Annotated in this window: 15 protein-coding genes; 6 read left to right on the top strand and 9 right to left on the bottom strand. The window is 53.7% G+C overall.

Annotation, left to right across the window (positions count from 1 at the left end; all coding sequences use genetic code 11):
- Window positions 1-82 precede the first annotated feature (82 nt).
- From nirD to tsgA, 3 genes are all read right to left on the bottom strand, one after another.
- Window positions 83-409 carry a nitrite reductase small subunit NirD gene (gene nirD, locus IB196_RS01765; RefSeq protein ID WP_005121659.1) on the bottom strand — a complete coding sequence of 109 codons (327 nt, stop codon included), beginning with the start codon at window positions 407-409 and terminating at the stop codon, window positions 83-85.
- The gene (nirB, locus tag IB196_RS01770) at window positions 406-2,949 is read right to left on the bottom strand and encodes an NADPH-nitrite reductase large subunit (protein WP_188232017.1); all 2,544 of its coding nucleotides are present in this window, start codon (window positions 2,947-2,949) and stop codon (window positions 406-408) included. Before nirB ends, nirD begins: the two co-directional genes overlap by 4 nt.
- Before the next feature lie 303 nt (window positions 2,950-3,252).
- Window positions 3,253-4,434, bottom strand: coding sequence for an MFS transporter TsgA (tsgA, locus tag IB196_RS01775; protein ID WP_005121661.1), 1,182 nt, complete (start codon window positions 4,432-4,434; stop codon window positions 3,253-3,255).
- A gap of 264 nt (window positions 4,435-4,698) precedes the next feature.
- Between tsgA and ppiA the strand changes: the two genes are divergently transcribed.
- The 5 genes from ppiA to argD all read left to right on the top strand — a co-directional run bounded on the left by ppiA (window position 4,699) and on the right by argD (window position 8,035).
- Window positions 4,699-5,271, top strand: coding sequence for a peptidylprolyl isomerase A (ppiA, locus tag IB196_RS01780; RefSeq protein ID WP_003023595.1), 573 nt, complete (start codon window positions 4,699-4,701; stop codon window positions 5,269-5,271).
- Window positions 5,272-5,377: 106 nt separating this feature from the next.
- Window positions 5,378-5,545 (top strand): YhfG family protein, encoded by a 168-nt coding sequence (locus tag IB196_RS01785; RefSeq protein WP_188232018.1) that lies wholly within the window; start codon window positions 5,378-5,380, stop codon window positions 5,543-5,545.
- Window positions 5,535-6,137 (top strand): putative adenosine monophosphate-protein transferase Fic, encoded by a 603-nt coding sequence (locus tag IB196_RS01790; protein WP_040231756.1) that lies wholly within the window; start codon window positions 5,535-5,537, stop codon window positions 6,135-6,137. Before IB196_RS01785 ends, IB196_RS01790 begins: the two co-directional genes overlap by 11 nt.
- 31 nt (window positions 6,138-6,168) lie before the next feature.
- Window positions 6,169-6,732: an aminodeoxychorismate synthase component 2 gene (pabA, locus tag IB196_RS01795; protein ID WP_040231757.1), complete on the top strand. Its 564-nt coding sequence runs from the start codon at window positions 6,169-6,171 to the stop codon at window positions 6,730-6,732.
- A gap of 85 nt (window positions 6,733-6,817) precedes the next feature.
- On the top strand, window positions 6,818-8,035 hold the full coding sequence (gene argD / locus IB196_RS01800) for a bifunctional acetylornithine/succinyldiaminopimelate transaminase (RefSeq protein ID WP_188232019.1): 1,218 nt from the start codon (window positions 6,818-6,820) through the stop codon (window positions 8,033-8,035).
- Between the two features lie 95 nt (window positions 8,036-8,130).
- On the opposite strand, the gene IB196_RS01805 is transcribed toward argD, so the two are convergent.
- Entirely contained in the window at window positions 8,131-10,218 is a 2,088-nt protein-coding gene (locus tag IB196_RS01805) for a YccS/YhfK family putative transporter (protein ID WP_005121667.1), read from the bottom strand.
- A gap of 51 nt (window positions 10,219-10,269) precedes the next feature.
- Window positions 10,270-10,902: a cAMP-activated global transcriptional regulator CRP gene (gene crp / locus IB196_RS01810; protein ID WP_000242758.1), complete on the bottom strand. Its 633-nt coding sequence runs from the start codon at window positions 10,900-10,902 to the stop codon at window positions 10,270-10,272.
- Window positions 10,903-11,208: 306 nt separating this feature from the next.
- Between crp and IB196_RS01815 the strand changes: the two genes are divergently transcribed.
- The gene (locus IB196_RS01815) at window positions 11,209-11,613 is read left to right on the top strand and encodes an OsmC family protein (protein ID WP_040231761.1); all 405 of its coding nucleotides are present in this window, start codon (window positions 11,209-11,211) and stop codon (window positions 11,611-11,613) included.
- A 98-nt stretch (window positions 11,614-11,711) separates the two neighbouring features.
- On the opposite strand, the gene IB196_RS01820 is transcribed toward IB196_RS01815, so the two are convergent.
- The 4 genes from IB196_RS01820 to IB196_RS01835 form a co-directional block, all read right to left on the bottom strand.
- On the bottom strand, window positions 11,712-12,581 hold the full coding sequence (locus IB196_RS01820; RefSeq protein ID WP_003827751.1) for a phosphoribulokinase: 870 nt from the start codon (window positions 12,579-12,581) through the stop codon (window positions 11,712-11,714).
- A gap of 53 nt (window positions 12,582-12,634) precedes the next feature.
- Window positions 12,635-12,853: a YheU family protein gene (locus IB196_RS01825; RefSeq protein WP_040231763.1), complete on the bottom strand. Its 219-nt coding sequence runs from the start codon at window positions 12,851-12,853 to the stop codon at window positions 12,635-12,637.
- The gene (locus tag IB196_RS01830) at window positions 12,850-13,872 is read right to left on the bottom strand and encodes a hydrolase (RefSeq protein WP_040231765.1); all 1,023 of its coding nucleotides are present in this window, start codon (window positions 13,870-13,872) and stop codon (window positions 12,850-12,852) included. The genes IB196_RS01825 and IB196_RS01830 overlap by 4 nt, the downstream gene beginning before the upstream one ends.
- A gap of 81 nt (window positions 13,873-13,953) precedes the next feature.
- Window positions 13,954-15,855, bottom strand: a complete 1,902-nt coding sequence (locus IB196_RS01835; protein WP_188232020.1) for an ABC transporter ATP-binding protein — start codon at window positions 15,853-15,855, stop codon at window positions 13,954-13,956.
- Between the last annotated feature and the right edge of the window lie 25 nt (window positions 15,856-15,880).

The raw sequence follows: 15,880 nt of genomic DNA on the forward strand, positions 1-15,880 counted from the left end.
GGCGCTACGCTTATCAGGCCTACCAATAAAAGACCTACAAATACGTCAAAAAAGGGGAGGCGTTGCGCCTCCCAAAAATTCATTAACCGCGCAGTTGTACCGTGCCGTCTTTCACTCGCGCTTCGTAATGCTTCACGGAAAACTGTTCGTCTTCCATGCACAGACCGTCGCTTAAGCGAAAACGCTGTTTTTTCAGCGGACTGGCGACCCACAGCTCACCCTGATGTTCAGCAATCAACCCACGCGACAGCACGCTGGACTCAAAAAATGGGTCAATGTTGCTGATCGCAAACACCTGATCGCTGTGATACGGGCGGAAAATAGCAACCTGCTCAGTACCTAACAGGGCGCAGACGCCTGTCGCAGGCAGAATGTCATCGATTTTGCAGATGTTTTTCCACTGGCTCATGCGTTTTCCTCCACCAGAGTCACCGGAATACGTTCATAAGGCGTAGCCGGACGATGTTGTTCGCGCTCAGGTACAACCTGAACATTCGGATCGCGTTGATCGCTGTTGATAAAGTGTTTAAAGCGAACCTGTGCGGATGGCGTGTTGACCGTTTCTGTCCACTCACACACCACCGCTTCACGCAGACGAGCCATCTCTTCTTCCAGGTGCTGGTTCAGCCCCAGTTTGTCGTCGATGATGACTGATTTCAGATAGTCGATGCCGCCTTCCAGGTTATCTAACCACGGCGCAGTACGGGTCAGTTTGTCCGCAGTACGGATGTAGAACATCATAAAGCGGTCAAGGTACTTGAGCAGCGTTTCACGATCGACATCGGCCGCCAGCAGGTCTGCATGACGCGGTTTCATCCCGCCGTTGCCACAAACGTACAGGTTCCAGCCTTTCTCTGTGGCGATAATACCCACGTCTTTGCCCTGAGCTTCCGCACATTCACGGGTACAGCCGGAGACGCCGAATTTCATTTTGTGCGGGGTACGAATACCTTTGTAGCGATTTTCCAGTTCCACGCCGAAGCCGACGCTATCGCCGACGCCATAACGACACCAGGTGCTACCGACGCAGGTTTTCGCCATACGCAGTGCTTTAGCGTACGCGTGACCGGTTTCAAAGCCCGCTTCAATCAACTGACGCCAGATTTCCGGCAGGTCATCTTTCTGCGCGCCGAACAGACCAATACGCTGGGAGCCGGTAATTTTGGTGTACAGGTTAAATTCACGCGCGATACGACCGACAGCCACCAGGCCTTCCGGGGTAATTTCACCGCCCGCAGAGCGCGGGATCACGGAGTAGGTACCGTCTTTCTGGATATTGGCCAGGAAGTTGTCGTTGGTGTCCTGCAGCGGTGTATGCTGTGGTTTGAGGATGTACTCATTCCAGCAGGAGGCCAGCAGGGAGCCGACGGTGGGTTTACACACTTCGCAGCCGTAACCTTTACCGTGTTTAGCCAGCAACTCTTCGAAAGTTTTAATGCCTTCTACGCGGATCAGGTGGAACAGTTCCTGACGTGAGTACGGGAAATGTTCACACAGGTTGTTATTCACTTCGATACCCTGTTTCGCCAGTTCGGCGTTCAGGACCTGCGTCACCAGCGGGATACAACCGCCGCAGCCGGTACCGGCTTTGGTTTCGGCTTTCAGCGCCGCAACGGTGTGACAACCTTTGTTGATAGCGGCAACCAGCATGCCTTTGGTGACGTCAAAGCAGGAGCAAATCTGCGCGCTGTCCGGCAGTTTATCGACACCGATAGATGGCTTACCGCTGCCCGCGTGTGCTGGCAGAATTAGTGAATCCGGATTTTCCGGCAGTTCAATGGCGTTCAGCACCAATTGCAGCAGATTGCCGTAATCGCTGGTGTCGCCAACCAGAACCGCGCCGAGCAGGGTTTTGTTATCTTCGCTAACGATCAGGCGTTTGTAGACTTCTTTGCTTTCGTCGAGATAGACATAGCTACGTGCGCCCGGCGTGCGAGCATGCGCGTCACCGATACCGCCGACGTCAACGCCGAGCAGCTTCAGCTTGGCGCTCAGGTCCGCGCCTTCAAAGGCGTTCTCGGTTTCGAGAATATGATCCACGGCAACCTGCGCCATTTTGTATCCAGGAGCGACCAGACCATACACGCGGTTGTTCCAGCTGGCGCATTCGCCAATCGCATAGATATCCGGGTCAGATGTCTGGCAACTGTCGTTAATCACGATCCCGCCGCGCGGCGCGACGTCCAGACCGCACTGGGTTGCCAGTTTGTCGCGTGGACGAATACCGGTGGAGAAGACGATGAAATCAACTTCCAGCTCGCTGCCGTCGGCAAAACGCATGGTTTTGCGCGCTTCGGTGCCTTCCTGGACGATCTCTTTGGTGTTTTTGCTGGTGTGCACACGCACGCCCATGCTTTCAATTTTACGACGTAACTGCTCGCCACCCATATGATCCAGCTGTTCAGCCATCAGCATCGGGGCGAATTCAATCACGTGGGTTTCCACGCCGAGGTTTTTCAGGGCACCAGCGGCTTCCAGACCCAGCAGGCCTCCACCGACAACGGCGCCGCGTTTGCTACGGCGCGCGCAAGACTCAATAGCGTTGAGGTCTTCAATGGTACGGTAAACGAAGCAGTCCTGGGTTTCGGAACCTTTAATCGGTGGGATCCACGGATAGGAACCGGTCGCCATGATCAGCTTGTCATAATAGACCGTACGACCCGCGCTGGAGTGGATTACCTTCTCCTGGCGGTTGATGGTAATTGCACGCTCGCCCACTAATACCTTAACGCCGTGCTTCTCGTAGAACCCTTCACGCACCAGAGAAAGCTCTTCGGCGGTGTGGTGGGAGAAGTAGGAAGACAGGTGTACACGGTCGTACGCTTTGCGGGGTTCTTCACAGAAGACGGTAATATCAAAATTGGCAGCGTCGGATTTATCAAGAAGATCCTCAATAAAGCGATGGCCGACCATACCATTACCGATAATAGCGAGTCTGACTTTGCTCATTTTTGCCTCGATTTCTTTTCTATTACTGCCTACCTTAACGATTCAGCAACCGCGCTTATTGATACAAATCAAATTCGGCCTTATATACTCCTTAAGAGGTATATAACTGATTTGTCAGCATTTTTATAAGTTACGGAATTAACTGGCTTTTCGTGTTTGTATAAAAAGCGTACAATTTAAGGGGTTTTGGGGGGGAATAAGGCGCGAGAATATGCCGGATGGCGGCGTTGCCTTATCCGGCCTACGAACAGTTGCTCTTGTAGGCCGGATAAGATGCGTTAGCATCGCCATCCGGCAGTGAGATTAATGCGTGGCTGGCGCGTTATGCTGGCGATGACGCGTGACGAACCCAAGAATAAAGCACATCACGAATACGACGGCATACAAACCGTTCGCCGTCTGCAATGCCGCCAGCGGGCCGCTGTGGGCCACGATAGGGCCGGTGACCACGAAGGTGAGCATAGTACCGATAGTGCCGCAGGTCAGAACGAAGTTAACCAGTTTTGGTGAGGCGACCTTCGTCTGCTGTGAGCCGAGGGTAATAATGGTGGTATAAATCGCGCTGGAGAAGAAGCCCAGCGTCAGAATGAACCACGGCATATGTTCCGGCGTACCGGTGATGAACAGATACATCAGAACGGTGGCCAGACCTGCCAGTACGGTCAGGATGCGCTGCAGATCGAAGAATCGCAGGATAAAGCTAAACGCCCACATGCCAACCATGTAAGACATCCAGAAGTCGCTGACCAGTTTACCCGCATCGTTCAGGCTCATGCCCAGGCTTTTAGCGTATTCTGGTACCCAGGAGATAAAGCCCAACTGACCGAGGATGTAGCACAGTGCGGCGATCGCCAGGAACAGCACGCCAATCCCCCATTTTTCTTTCACTACCGGCGCGTCCTGTTGCTGTGCGTGTTTACCCAACGCCGGGAATTCGCAGCCAAAGGTCAGCAGGAAAATGGCGACATAGACCAGGCCGATGCAGGCATAGACCCAATACCACTCGATGCTGCGTGCTAACAGATACGCTGCCACCATCGGGAAAATCATGCCCGCCATGCTGAAGAAGGAGTCGGTAAACAGCAGGCGGGAACCGCGCTGGCGACCTTCGTACATCTGGGTCACCAGGAATGTACCAATCGACATGGTGATACCACTCACCACACCCAGTACAAACATGGCGGCAGAGAACAAGGCCAGGCTATGGCTGAACATCAGCCCGGCGACTGCCAGGACCATCAGGATGAAGCCAAAGCGCAGTTGGGTTTTCAGTGGCACAATTTCCATCAGCCATGCATTCAGAAAGATAGAGATCAGAATGCCGGCATTCAGGAAGGTGAAAGTGTTACTCATACTGGAAACCGGCAAATGGAAATAGTCTGCGATGTTTCCCATCACCATCCCGGTGACAATGACCAACGCACCTGTCAGGGCGTAGGAGAGAAAGCTAATCCATGTGAGCTTAATGCGATTGCTGTTAGTCATGACTGGCCTGTATAGAAGTGTAAGGCGCATTGACTGCGCCGTGAGCGGGCAGATTTTAGGCGCTTTTGTGATGTATTTAAATATTTATTAGCAATGACTTGGTTTATTACATTTTTGTATGTGATCTAAATCACATTGAGTCATGCGGCAGTAAGGTTACATTTGTTTCAAGTACGTAAAATTAGGTAAAGGGATGGCCTTGTCCTTGAAGGCTCTTTAGAATCAATTCACTTGCTTCATTTCTGCTCTTGTTAAGGAATTCTCATGCTCAAATCGACTCTGGCGGCTGTTGCAGCTGTTCTCGCTCTTTCTGCTCTCTCTCCCGCAGCACTGGCAGCAAAAGGGGACCCGCATGTCCTGCTGACAACGTCTGCCGGTAACATTGAGCTGGAGCTGAACAGTCAGAAAGCCCCGGTTTCAGTGCAAAACTTTGTCGATTATGTCAACAGCGGTTTCTATAACAACACCACGTTCCACCGTGTGATCCCGGGTTTTATGGTGCAGGGCGGTGGTTTTACCGAGCAGATGCAGCAGAAGAAACCTAACCCGCCAATCAAGAATGAAGCCGATAACGGGCTGCGTAATACCCGTGGCACGATTGCTATGGCGCGCACTGCAGATAAAGACAGCGCGACCAGCCAGTTCTTTATCAATATTGCAGACAACGCTTTCCTCGATCATGGCCAGCGTGATTTTGGTTACGCCGTCTTTGGTAAAGTTGTGAAAGGTATGGATGTCGCAGATAAGATCTCTCAGGTTCAGACCCATGATGTGGGTCCTTACCAGAATGTTCCGTCAAAACCGATTGTTATCCTTTCTGCCAAAGTCCTGCCGTAATCGTATTTTGCGCGGGCAGCGCTTGCCCGCGTTCTCTCCCTTCTCTGCGTAACCCGAAATTGCTGCTTATACTTGTGGCAAGTGTCGGCTCATTCAGGGAGGTCACGTGAAAAAACTCACCGATAAACAAAAGTCCAGGATCTGGGAACAACGGCGAAACGCCAATTTCCAGGCCAGTCGGCGGCTGGAAGGCGTGGATATTCCACGAGTTACCCTGAGCGCTGAAGATGCGCTGGCGCGTGTTGAAGTGTTGAGGAGGCACTATGAGCGATAAATTCGGTGATGGACGTGACCCCTATTTGTATCCGGGCCTGAATGTCATGCGTAACCGCCTGGGAATTCACCAGGCACAGCGTCTGGCGCAGGCAGCTTATGAGTTGACGGCATTGCGCGCGGCCACTATCGAATTGGGCCCGCTTAAACGAGGTTTGCCGCATCTGTGCGCTATTCATCGCCAACTCTATCGGGACATTTTTGACTGGGCGGGACATCTGCGAGAAGTCGATATTTACCAGGGTGATACCCGTTTTTGCCATTTCGCTTATATCGAGAAAGAGGGCAATGCGCTGATGCAGGACCTGGAAGACGAGTCCTGGCTGGTGGGGTTATCGGAAGACAAGTTTGTCGACCGCCTCGCACACTACTACTGTGAAATTAACGTGCTACACCCGTTTCGCATCGGCAGTGGTCTGGCGCAGCGTATTTTCTTCGAACAGTTGGCGATTCATGCCGGGTATATACTCAACTGGGAGGGCATCCAGGTTGAGGAGTGGAACCAGGCAAATCAAAGCGGCGCCATGGGGGACCTGTCCGCACTGCAGGCGATATTTCGTAAAGTGGTAAGCGAAGCCCTGGAAACTGAGTAGAATAGCGCGGTTCTTCTGTACCGGAGCCGCCATGATCCTGCTTATCGATAACTACGATTCTTTTACCTGGAACCTGTATCAATACTTCTGCGAACTGGGCGCAGATGTTCTTGTCAGACGCAATGACGCGCTGACGCTGGCGCAAATTGATGCGCTGAATCCGCAGAAAATCGTCATTTCCCCGGGGCCATGCACGCCGGATGATGCGGGCATCTCGCTGGATGTCATTCGCCATTATGCGGGTAAGATCCCTCTGCTGGGCGTTTGTCTGGGCCATCAGGCGATGGCGCAGGCCTTTGGCGCGACCGTTGTACGGGCGGCGAAAGTGATGCATGGTAAAACGTCGCCGATTACGCATAACGGGCAGGGCGTTTTTCAGGGATTGGCAAACCCGCTAACGGTGACGCGCTACCATTCGTTGGTGGTCGCACCTCAGACGTTGCCTGAGTGCTTTGAAGTGACTGCGTGGAGTGAAACGCAGGAGATCATGGGTATTCGCCACCGGGAGTGGGATATGGAGGGGGTGCAGTTTCACCCGGAGAGTATTCTCAGCGAACAGGGGCATCAGCTGCTGGCTAATTTCCTCAACCGGTGATTTGTGGTTGCTATTCAGTGATTTTTTATTCATATTTTGTGATTATAATTTCACTAACATTTCTGCTTAACAGGGTGGCAATGACATGGCAACTGAACAAACTGCAATTACGCGCGCAACATTCGATGAAGTAATTCTGCCGATTTATGCACCGGCAGAGTTTATTCCGGTAAAGGGGAAAGGAAGTCGAATCTGGGATCAACAGGGTAAAGAGTACGTTGATTTCGCGGGCGGCATTGCAGTTACCGCGTTAGGGCATTGCCATCCGGTACTGGTTGAGGCGTTAAAAACCCAGGGTGAAACCCTCTGGCATACCAGCAACGTTTTCACCAACGAACCGGCGTTACGCTTAGGTCGTAAACTCATTGATGCGACTTTCGCCGAGCGCGTACTGTTCATGAACTCCGGTACCGAAGCTAACGAAACCGCCTTTAAGCTGGCGCGCCACTATGCCTGCGTGCGTCATAGCCCGTTCAAAACCAAAATCATTGCCTTCCATAACGCGTTTCACGGCCGCTCGCTGTTTACCGTATCCGTCGGCGGGCAGCCGAAATATTCCGACGGCTTTGGACCAAAGCCGGCAGATATCATCCATGTACCGTTTAACGATCTGCATGCGGTCAAAGCGGTGATGGACGATCACACCTGCGCGGTGGTGGTTGAGCCAATTCAGGGGGAGGGCGGCGTTACTGCGGCAACGCCGGAATTCCTGCAAGGTTTGCGCGAACTCTGCGATCAGCACCAGGCGTTGTTGGTATTTGATGAGGTGCAGAGCGGGATGGGGCGTACCGGCGATTTGTTTGCCTATATGCACTACGGCGTGACGCCGGATATCCTCACCAGCGCTAAGGCTCTTGGCGGCGGCTTCCCGGTGAGCGCGGTACTGACGACGCTGGAGATAGCCTCCGCATTCCATGTTGGCTCGCATGGTTCGACCTACGGTGGTAACCCATTGGCCTGCGCGGTTGCGGGAGCGGCGTTTGATATCATCAACACGCCGGAAGTGCTGGAAGGTATTCAGGCCAAACGCCAGGCGTTTGTGCAGCATTTGCAGAAAATTGATCAGCAGTTTGATATTTTCAGCGATATTCGCGGCATGGGACTGTTGATTGGCGCTGAGTTGAAGCCGCAGTTTAAAGGCCATGCGCGTGATTTCTTGTACGCCGCGGCGAATGAAGGGGTGATGGTGCTGAACGCCGGACCGGACGTGATGCGTTTCGCGCCGTCGCTGGTGGTGGAGCAGACCGATATTGATGAAGGGATGCAGCGCTTCGCGCAGGCCGTGGCGAAAGTGGTGGGTTGACGGATTGCCGGATGGCGCTACGCTTATCCGGCCTACGAATCACACCTTACTCTGTAGGGCGGATAAGGCGTTTACGCCGCCATCCGGCAAATCTCTTAACCCTTCATATCCCGCAACCGGCGGCTCAGCCAGATCCCATGGTGCGGTCGCTGACGCCATGCTACCGACGAAATGGTGTGCATGGTATTCAGATGCCCCAATATCCGCTGTAGATGCTGCTCAAGGGTGCTTAAAGGCCCATGGGACAGCATCTCTGGCGCCTCAAGAATGTTCACATCGCCGGAGCTTCCGGGGCCGTCATATTCCAGCCGCTGCTGGCAGCGCTGGATCGCAATTTCGCAGGATTCCAGATATCGCTGCGCCAGATCCGGCGTCAGCATCGTGTGCTCCCTTGCCAGGGTAGTCATTGCATTGATGTGCTCGACGATGAACTGACTGTGCGTAACCCACAGTTTCATATCTGCCAGATAGTGCGAGTTGAATCCGGGCTCCTGCATCGCCTGGTTCAGTGAGTTGAACAGCGTGTTATGCGCCTGGTTGACCCGCATGCGTTGATACGCCAGCGGCGTGGCCTGCGGATCGTTGCTGAGGATCAGGCGAATGGCCTCCTGATCGGCTTCTAACGCATCGTGGGCGTTTTTACGCAACAAACCGCTCTGCCACTGCGGCCACAGCCAGAGCGTACCGCCAAAGGCGATCAAACAGCCGATCACGGTGTCGACAAACCGCGGCACGATAAACTGCTCCCCATTCAACGTGAGTAACTGTAGGGTATATACCGCCGTAACCGTAAAGCCGACGGTAGCCCAGCCGTAGTTTTTGCGGATGGTCAGATAACTCACCAGGGTTATCAGCAGCATGCCTGCCAGCGTGTAACCTTCCTGAATATGAAAGTGCAGCGTAACACCTGCAATCACCAGGCCGACAAGCGTGCCCACCGAGCGGTGTAAAATACGCACCCGGGTTGCCCCGTAGCCATTTTGCGTGACGAACAGGATTGTCATCAAAATCCAGTAGGGTTTGGGCAGGTGTAAGGCGCTGCCCATCAGGCTGGCAATGCTCAACATGACGCTGATGCGTCCGGCATTACGCAGCGCCGGGGATTTCAATGACAGGTAGCTTTTCAGGGCAGGGATCAGCGGCAGCCGACGCTGCTTGTCAGCCATTAAATCCCGTGCATACAGCGGGCGCTGGGTGCGTAGCACGCGGGCAATACGGCTGAAGTGCCAGTAGCAAAATTGTCCTACCGGATTGTCCGGATGCTGGTTGGCGATTTTTTCCAGCGTGCCAATTTGTTTATCCATTGAAAAACGCGTCGGCAAGCGGTGATACAAAATGTCATCAGCCAGAACGCGAAGGCGTTCGGCGACGGTGCGCGCATTCCAGCGAATCACCTGTTCGGCGTGGCTACGTTCGACCAGCTTTTGCACCTCTTCCGGCTGGTGGAGGCTAACGGAAATATGTTCCTGTAGATCGAGCGCCTCCTGAAAGGCACGTAGCAGGCGCTTATAATCGTTGTTGCGATGTGCCGACAGCATATGCATTTGCTGATAGCACTGGGTAATCAAATCCACCGCTTTTTGTTGGCGCACCAGTAGGGGAGGCAGCGCTTTTTCGGGATCGGCATGCTGGGTCAGCAGGCTGTACTTGGCCTCACAGTAATCGGCTAATTCGCGGTACAACAAACTGAGCGATTCGCGCAGCGGCTGCTCGCGCCACATCCAGAACCAGAACCAGTTGAACAGGCCGTACCATACTGTCCCCAGCGCATAGATCAGCAGTGGCTCCCAGACGGGCATGTTGCCGGCCAGACTCAGTGTGAAAATCGCCGCGATCAGCGAGGCGGGCAGAAGTCGCGCATGTAACGGGCTTAGCTCGGCGGTCACACCGAGAATCAGCGTCAGGCCGGTGAGGATCAGCGGCAGCGGTATAGTCTGTGCCAGCAGTAACTGCATAATCAGGCTGCAGCCGGCAAACAGCGACGCGCCTATAACCAAACGTTTGAAAAAGCGCTTATGCGGGGTATCAAGACCGGCAATATTGCAGCAGGCAGGGACGAGGGAGAATAAGAGCCCCAGATGAAGCTGACCGATGATCAGACCGACAGCCACAGGTAAACATAGCACCAGCGTCTGTCGTAGTGCGTAGTTGATCTCGGGGTGATAAATCAGTCTTCGCCACATCGGAGCAAACAAAAATGGCGCATTACTACGTAACACGCCATGTCGATGGGATTAACGCGTGCCGTAGACGACGATGGTCTTACCATGCGCGGAGATCAGATTCTGATCTTCCAGCATTTTCAGGATACGACCAACGGTTTCACGGGAACAGCCAACGATCTGGCCAATTTCCTGACGGGTGATTTTAATCTGCATGCCGTCCGGGTGGGTCATTGCGTCAGGCTGTTTCGCCAGATTCAGCAGAGTCTGGGCGATACGACCAGTTACGTCGAGGAAGGCAAGGTTGCCTACTTTTTCAGACGTTACCTGCAGACGACGAGCCATCTGAGAAGACAGACGCATCAGAATATCTGGGTTGACCTGGATTAATTGGCGAAATTTTTTGTAGGAAATTTCAGCGACTTCACATGCGGTTTTGGCACGTACCCAGGCGCTACGTTCCTGGCCTTCTTCGAAGAGGCCTAATTCACCAATAAAATCGCCCTGATTCAGATAAGAGAGGATCATTTCTTTCCCTTCTTCATCTTTGATCAGCACTGCCACTGAGCCTTTAACGATGTAATACAACGTTTCCGCTTTTTCACCCTGGTGAATCAGCGTGCTCTTCGATGGGTACTTATGAATATGGCAATGAGACAAGAACCATTCGAGAGTCGGGTCTGTTTGCGGTTTGCCAAGCACCATGCGCGGTTATCCTCTGTTATAAGCTGTCTCCAGAGCCAAAAAACAACCTGTCTCTGGGTTTGCAAAAATGTGCTTCCCGCTACCTGGGAAGGGGGCTGTCAATACGTGCGACGGCCTGTAATGTGATGTCCTCTGCATACATGCAATGCGTCAATGTATTACTGTAGCATCCTGACTGTTTTAGCATAGCTTTCGCCGTGTGTCTCCTGGTGTCTCGCTTCAGCATGACGCAGGTCGCCTTCCGTTGCGAGAATTGTTATGTACGCGTAATCTGTCAGGAAAATTGAAACATTGGAGTTACGAAATATGCAAGCGCGTGTAAAGTGGGTTGAGGGGCTAACCTTCCTCGGTGAGTCCGCCTCAGGCCACCAAATTTTGATGGACGGTAACTCTGGTGATAAAGCGCCGAGTCCGATGGAGATGGTGTTAATGGCGGCAGGGGGGTGTAGCGCCATTGATGTGGTGTCGATCCTGCAAAAGGGTCGTCAGGATGTCACCAACTGCGAAGTGAAGCTCACCTCTGAGCGTCGTGAAGAAGCGCCGCGTCTGTTTACCCACATTAACCTGCATTTCATCGTAACGGGTCGCGACCTGAAAGATGCTTCCGTCGCGCGTGCGGTAGATCTTTCGGCGGAAAAATATTGCTCCGTGGCGCTGATGCTGGAAAAGGCGGTGAATATCACCCATTCCTATGAAGTGGTTGCCGCGTAATTGCTGATGCCGGATGGCGGCGTTGCCTTATCCGGCCTACAGGGTGATGTTGAGTCGTAGGCCCGATAAGCGAAGCGCCATCGGGCGCTTTCCACATATCACTCTATCTTTTTGCCTTCCATCAGTCGCTGGACCAGCGGCAGCATAATCAATTCCATCGCCAGACCCATTTTTCCGCCCGGTACGACCAACGTATTGATATGCGAAATGAATGAGCCCTGCAGCATCGCCAGTAGCCACGGGAAGTCGATCCCTTCCAGATTACGAAAATGAATCACGACAAAGCTTTCATCGAGTGACGGAATGCTCTTGGCGGCAAAGGGATTAGAGGTGTCGACGGTCGGTACGCGCTGGAAGTTGATATGCGTACGGGAAAACTGTGGCGTGATGTAATTGATGTAATCGTCCATTGAGCGCACCACCGAATCCATCACCGCTTCGCGCGAGTGTCCACGCTCGCTGGTATCGCGGGTCAGCTTCTGGATCCACTCCAGGTTGACGATCGGCACCACGCCAACCAGCAGATCGACATGCCGCGCCACATTTTGTTGCGGGGTTACTACGCCGCCGTGAAGTCCCTCATAGAACAGGACATCCGTCGGTTCAGGCAGCGGCTGCCAGGGCGTGAATGTCCCCGGAACCTGATTCCACGGTACGGCCTCATCATAGGTGTGCAGGTATTTACGCGACTGACCTTTGCCCGTCTGGCCGTATTCAATGAAGGTTTGCTCCAGCAGACCGAAGTCGTTAGCTTCGGGGCCGAAGTAGCTGATATGCCGCCCGGCATCGCGTGCTTTGCGAATCGCCATGTCCATCTCCGGACGGGTATAGCGGTGAAAACTGTCACCTTCCACCTCGGCGGCGCGCAGATTTAACTGTGCGAAAATTTTACGAAACGCGAGGCTGGTGGTGGTGGTCCCCGCGCCGCTGGATCCTGTTACCGCAATCACCGGATGTTTGGCAGACATAACAACTCCATAAACAGGTTGGTTTTTTATTATAGTCAGCCGTCGACAACCGATTATTCGCGAAACTGTTTCCGCGGCATAATGTTGACCGTTTCATGCAGTTCTGACCATACCAGGATGGCTTCGCCAGATTGTAACTGGCGTCTGACGTCGGCGACTTTTTGTTCGAGCGAGCGTTCATGTTCACCATAATCGGTGCCTTCGCGCAAGACAAAGCTTTCAATCAGGTTGTCCAGCGCGTCCGGGGAGATGTCTTGCCAGGGAATCATCATGATGATGCCTCCAGATATGTTGTCAGCCAGTCGGGAATACGGGATTCCAGCCACATCTCAGGGCGACGTAACGTGCCGCCAATAAATCCGACGTGTCCACCGTGCTCGGTGAGTTGATACTCCACCTGCGGGGGCAGATTCTCGGGTTGCGGGATGACATGACTATCCATAAACGGATCGTCTTTGGCATGGATAATCAGCGTCGGTTTGGCGATCCGATTCAACAGTGGCATGGCGCTGCACTGACGATAGTAATCTATAGCGTCAGCAAAACCGTGGATTTTAGCTGTGATCAAATCGTCGAAATCGCGAATACGGCGCAGGGATTTTAATTGCGCGAGGCTCACCGGCAGCGACCCCGGGTAGGCTTCCAGTTTCCGTGAGGCGTTGGCTTTCAGCAGATTGAGCAGGTAGCGCTGGTAGACGCGGGAGAAACCTTTCTCCATGTGATAACTACAGGCTTCCAGCACAAACGGTGCAGAGACGATAACTGCCGCATCAATGGGGATCGTGTTCCCTTCTTTTGCCAGCAGGCAGGCCAGCATGTTTCCACCGAGCGAATAACCTACTGCAGCGGTGGGTACACGACCGAACTCACGCTCCAGCCAGTTTAAAAACCAGGTGCCGTCTTCTGTTTCACCGGAGTGATAAATACGGTTCAGACGATTGGGTTCGCCGCTACAGCCACGGAAATGCATCACCACACCCAGCCAGCCGCGCTTTTGCGCCGCCTCAATCAGTCCGTGGGCGTAGGGGCTGTTCAGACTGCCTTCCAGACCGTGAAAAACCACCAGACGTGGCTTGTGTTTCGCCTGTTGCGGATCTTCACTCCACGCCAGATCGACAAAGTCACCGTCAGGCAATTCCAGACGCTGCCAGTGGGCATTGAACTTCACCTTGCGGCGAATTAAACGCGGCAGCATCGTCTGCAGATGGCGGTTACTGATACCGCGCATTGGGCGGAAATCTCGCGAATCGCCGATAGGTGGGGTCATTTCTGTGGACGTGATTTCAACCATAACACCAGAGCAATTAATAATCGGAAAGAATAACTATACCGCGCGCAGCGCGTGCGGGTTAGCCAATATGTGATTTTGTGCTTATTCGGCCAGCATCTGCTCAAGCTGTTCCTGCGCGTCCAGCCAGGCCATTTCACACTCTTCCAGCCCGGACTTCGCGCTTGCCTGTTGCTGCAAACACGCCGTGAGTTCGGCCTTGCGGTTTTGATCGTACAGTTCGCTGTCGCCAAGTTTCTCTTCCGCCTGCGCCAGCTGTGCGTGCAATTTCTCCATCTCTTTTTCCAGACGAGTGATCTCTTTACGCAGCGGTTGCGTCAGGGTGCGCAGTTCAGCTTCACGACGCTTCTGGTCTTTACGCGCCTGGGCGCTGTTAACGCTCTCTTTCGCCGGTTCGTCGCCCTGGCTTTCCTGTTTTTGCACATCGCTCAGCCACTGCTGATAATCCTCCAAATCGCCGTCAAACGGCTCGACTTTCTTGTCGTGCACCAGATAGAGGTCGTCGGTGGTGGAGCGAATCAGGTGACGGTCGTGCGAAACCACGACCAGTGCGCCTTCGAAATCGATCAGCGCTTCGGTCAGCGCCTGGCGCATATCCAAATCCAGGTGGTTGGTCGGTTCATCGAGCAGCAGCAGGTTCGGGCGTTGCCAGACGATCAGCGCCAGCACCAGACGTGCTTTTTCGCCACCGGAGAAGCGGCGGGTTTCTTCGCTGACTTTATCGCCCTCGAAGCCGAATCCACCGAGGTAATCACGCAGTTTCTGTTCGAGCTCTTGTGGCGCCATTCGTGCCAGGTGCTGAATGGGGGATTCATCAGCGCGCAAAAATTCCAACTGGTGCTGTGCGAAGTAACCCAGTTTGATGCCCTTCGCCAGACCAATCTCGCCGCTGATGGGAGCCAGTTCGCCAGCCAGCAGCTTGATCAACGTTGATTTACCCGCACCGTTACGACCGAGCAGGCCGATGCGGGATCCCGGCACCAGATTCAGTTTGATCGAATCGAGAATGACGCGATCGCCGTAGCCAGCGCTGACTTTTTCCATCTTCAACAGCGGGTTTGGCAGGCTTTCCGGCTCACGGAAGCTAAAGTGGAACGGGTTATCCACGTGCGCTGGGGCAATCAGCTCCATGCGTTCCAGCATTTTGATACGGCTCTGCGCCTGCTTTGCTTTCGTTGCTTTAGCGCGGAAACGATCGATATAGCTTTGCAGATGCGCCACACGCTCCTGCTGGCTTTCGTACATGGCCTGTTGCTGCGCGAGGCGGGTTGCACGCTGGATTTCAAACGCGCTGTAGTTGCCGGTGTACTCGAACATGGTTTGTTGTTCGATATGGATAATTTTATCCACCACCGGGTCGAGGAAATCCCGGTCGTGGGAAATCAAAATCAGCGTGCCCTGATAGCTTTTCAACCATCTTTCCAGCCAGATTACCGCATCGAGATCGAGGTGGTTGGTTGGTTCATCAAGCAGTAGCAAATCTGAACGGCAAATCAGCGCCTGGGCCAGGTTGAGACGCATACGCCAGCCACCAGAGAAATCGCTGACCGGGCGTTCGAGCTGCTCGTTAGAGAAACCGAGACCGTGCAGCAGGCTGGCCGCGCGTGAGCGAATGGTCCAGGCGTCTATGGCGTCCAGCTTTCCGTGTACGGTGGCAATGGCGTGCCCATCGTTACGTTCGTTGGCATCGTTTAGCTGGGCTTCCAGTTGGCGATATTCGCGGTCGCCATCAATCACGTATTCCAGCGCAGGCTGTGGTAACGCAGGTGTTTCCTGATTCACCCATGCGAGTTGCCAGTTTCCCGGGAACGTAAATCCGCCGGCGTCAGCGCTGATTTCATTTTTCAGCAATGCCAGCAGGGTAGATTTACCGCAGCCATTTTTACCCACCAGGCCAACCTTCTGCCCTGGATTAATGGTGGCCGTGGCATTGTCCAGCAAGACGCGCACGCCGCGACGAATTTGTAACGATGAGAAAACAATCATAAGGCGCCGTATGTTCAGACTATGT

This window comes from Citrobacter sp. C6_1 (genome assembly GCF_014596835.2).
Classification (GTDB): domain Bacteria; phylum Pseudomonadota; class Gammaproteobacteria; order Enterobacterales; family Enterobacteriaceae; genus Citrobacter; species Citrobacter pasteurii.

What these genes read in the sequence shown, in the direction of transcription:
- IB196_RS01835 (WP_188232020.1), bottom strand. Translation starts at nt 15,855, where the DNA reads ATGATTGTTTTCTCATCGTTACAAATTCGTCGCGGCGTGCGCGTCTTG.
- crp (WP_000242758.1), bottom strand. Translation starts at nt 10,902, where the DNA reads ATGGTGCTTGGCAAACCGCAAACAGACCCGACTCTCGAATGGTTCTTG.
- IB196_RS01825 (WP_040231763.1), bottom strand. Translation starts at nt 12,853, where the DNA reads ATGATGATTCCCTGGCAAGACATCTCCCCGGACGCGCTGGACAACCTG.
- IB196_RS01830 (WP_040231765.1), bottom strand. Translation starts at nt 13,872, where the DNA reads ATGGTTGAAATCACGTCCACAGAAATGACCCCACCTATCGGCGATTCG.
- IB196_RS01820 (WP_003827751.1), bottom strand. Translation starts at nt 12,581, where the DNA reads ATGTCTGCCAAACATCCGGTGATTGCGGTAACAGGATCCAGCGGCGCG.
- pabA (WP_040231757.1), top strand. Translation starts at nt 6,169, where the DNA reads ATGATCCTGCTTATCGATAACTACGATTCTTTTACCTGGAACCTGTAT.
- IB196_RS01805 (WP_005121667.1), bottom strand. Translation starts at nt 10,218, where the DNA reads ATGTGGCGAAGACTGATTTATCACCCCGAGATCAACTACGCACTACGA.
- ppiA (WP_003023595.1), top strand. Translation starts at nt 4,699, where the DNA reads ATGCTCAAATCGACTCTGGCGGCTGTTGCAGCTGTTCTCGCTCTTTCT.
- nirD (WP_005121659.1), bottom strand. Translation starts at nt 409, where the DNA reads ATGAGCCAGTGGAAAAACATCTGCAAAATCGATGACATTCTGCCTGCG.
- IB196_RS01815 (WP_040231761.1), top strand. Translation starts at nt 11,209, where the DNA reads ATGCAAGCGCGTGTAAAGTGGGTTGAGGGGCTAACCTTCCTCGGTGAG.
- IB196_RS01790 (WP_040231756.1), top strand. Translation starts at nt 5,535, where the DNA reads ATGAGCGATAAATTCGGTGATGGACGTGACCCCTATTTGTATCCGGGC.
- argD (WP_188232019.1), top strand. Translation starts at nt 6,818, where the DNA reads ATGGCAACTGAACAAACTGCAATTACGCGCGCAACATTCGATGAAGTA.
- tsgA (WP_005121661.1), bottom strand. Translation starts at nt 4,434, where the DNA reads ATGACTAACAGCAATCGCATTAAGCTCACATGGATTAGCTTTCTCTCC.
- nirB (WP_188232017.1), bottom strand. Translation starts at nt 2,949, where the DNA reads ATGAGCAAAGTCAGACTCGCTATTATCGGTAATGGTATGGTCGGCCAT.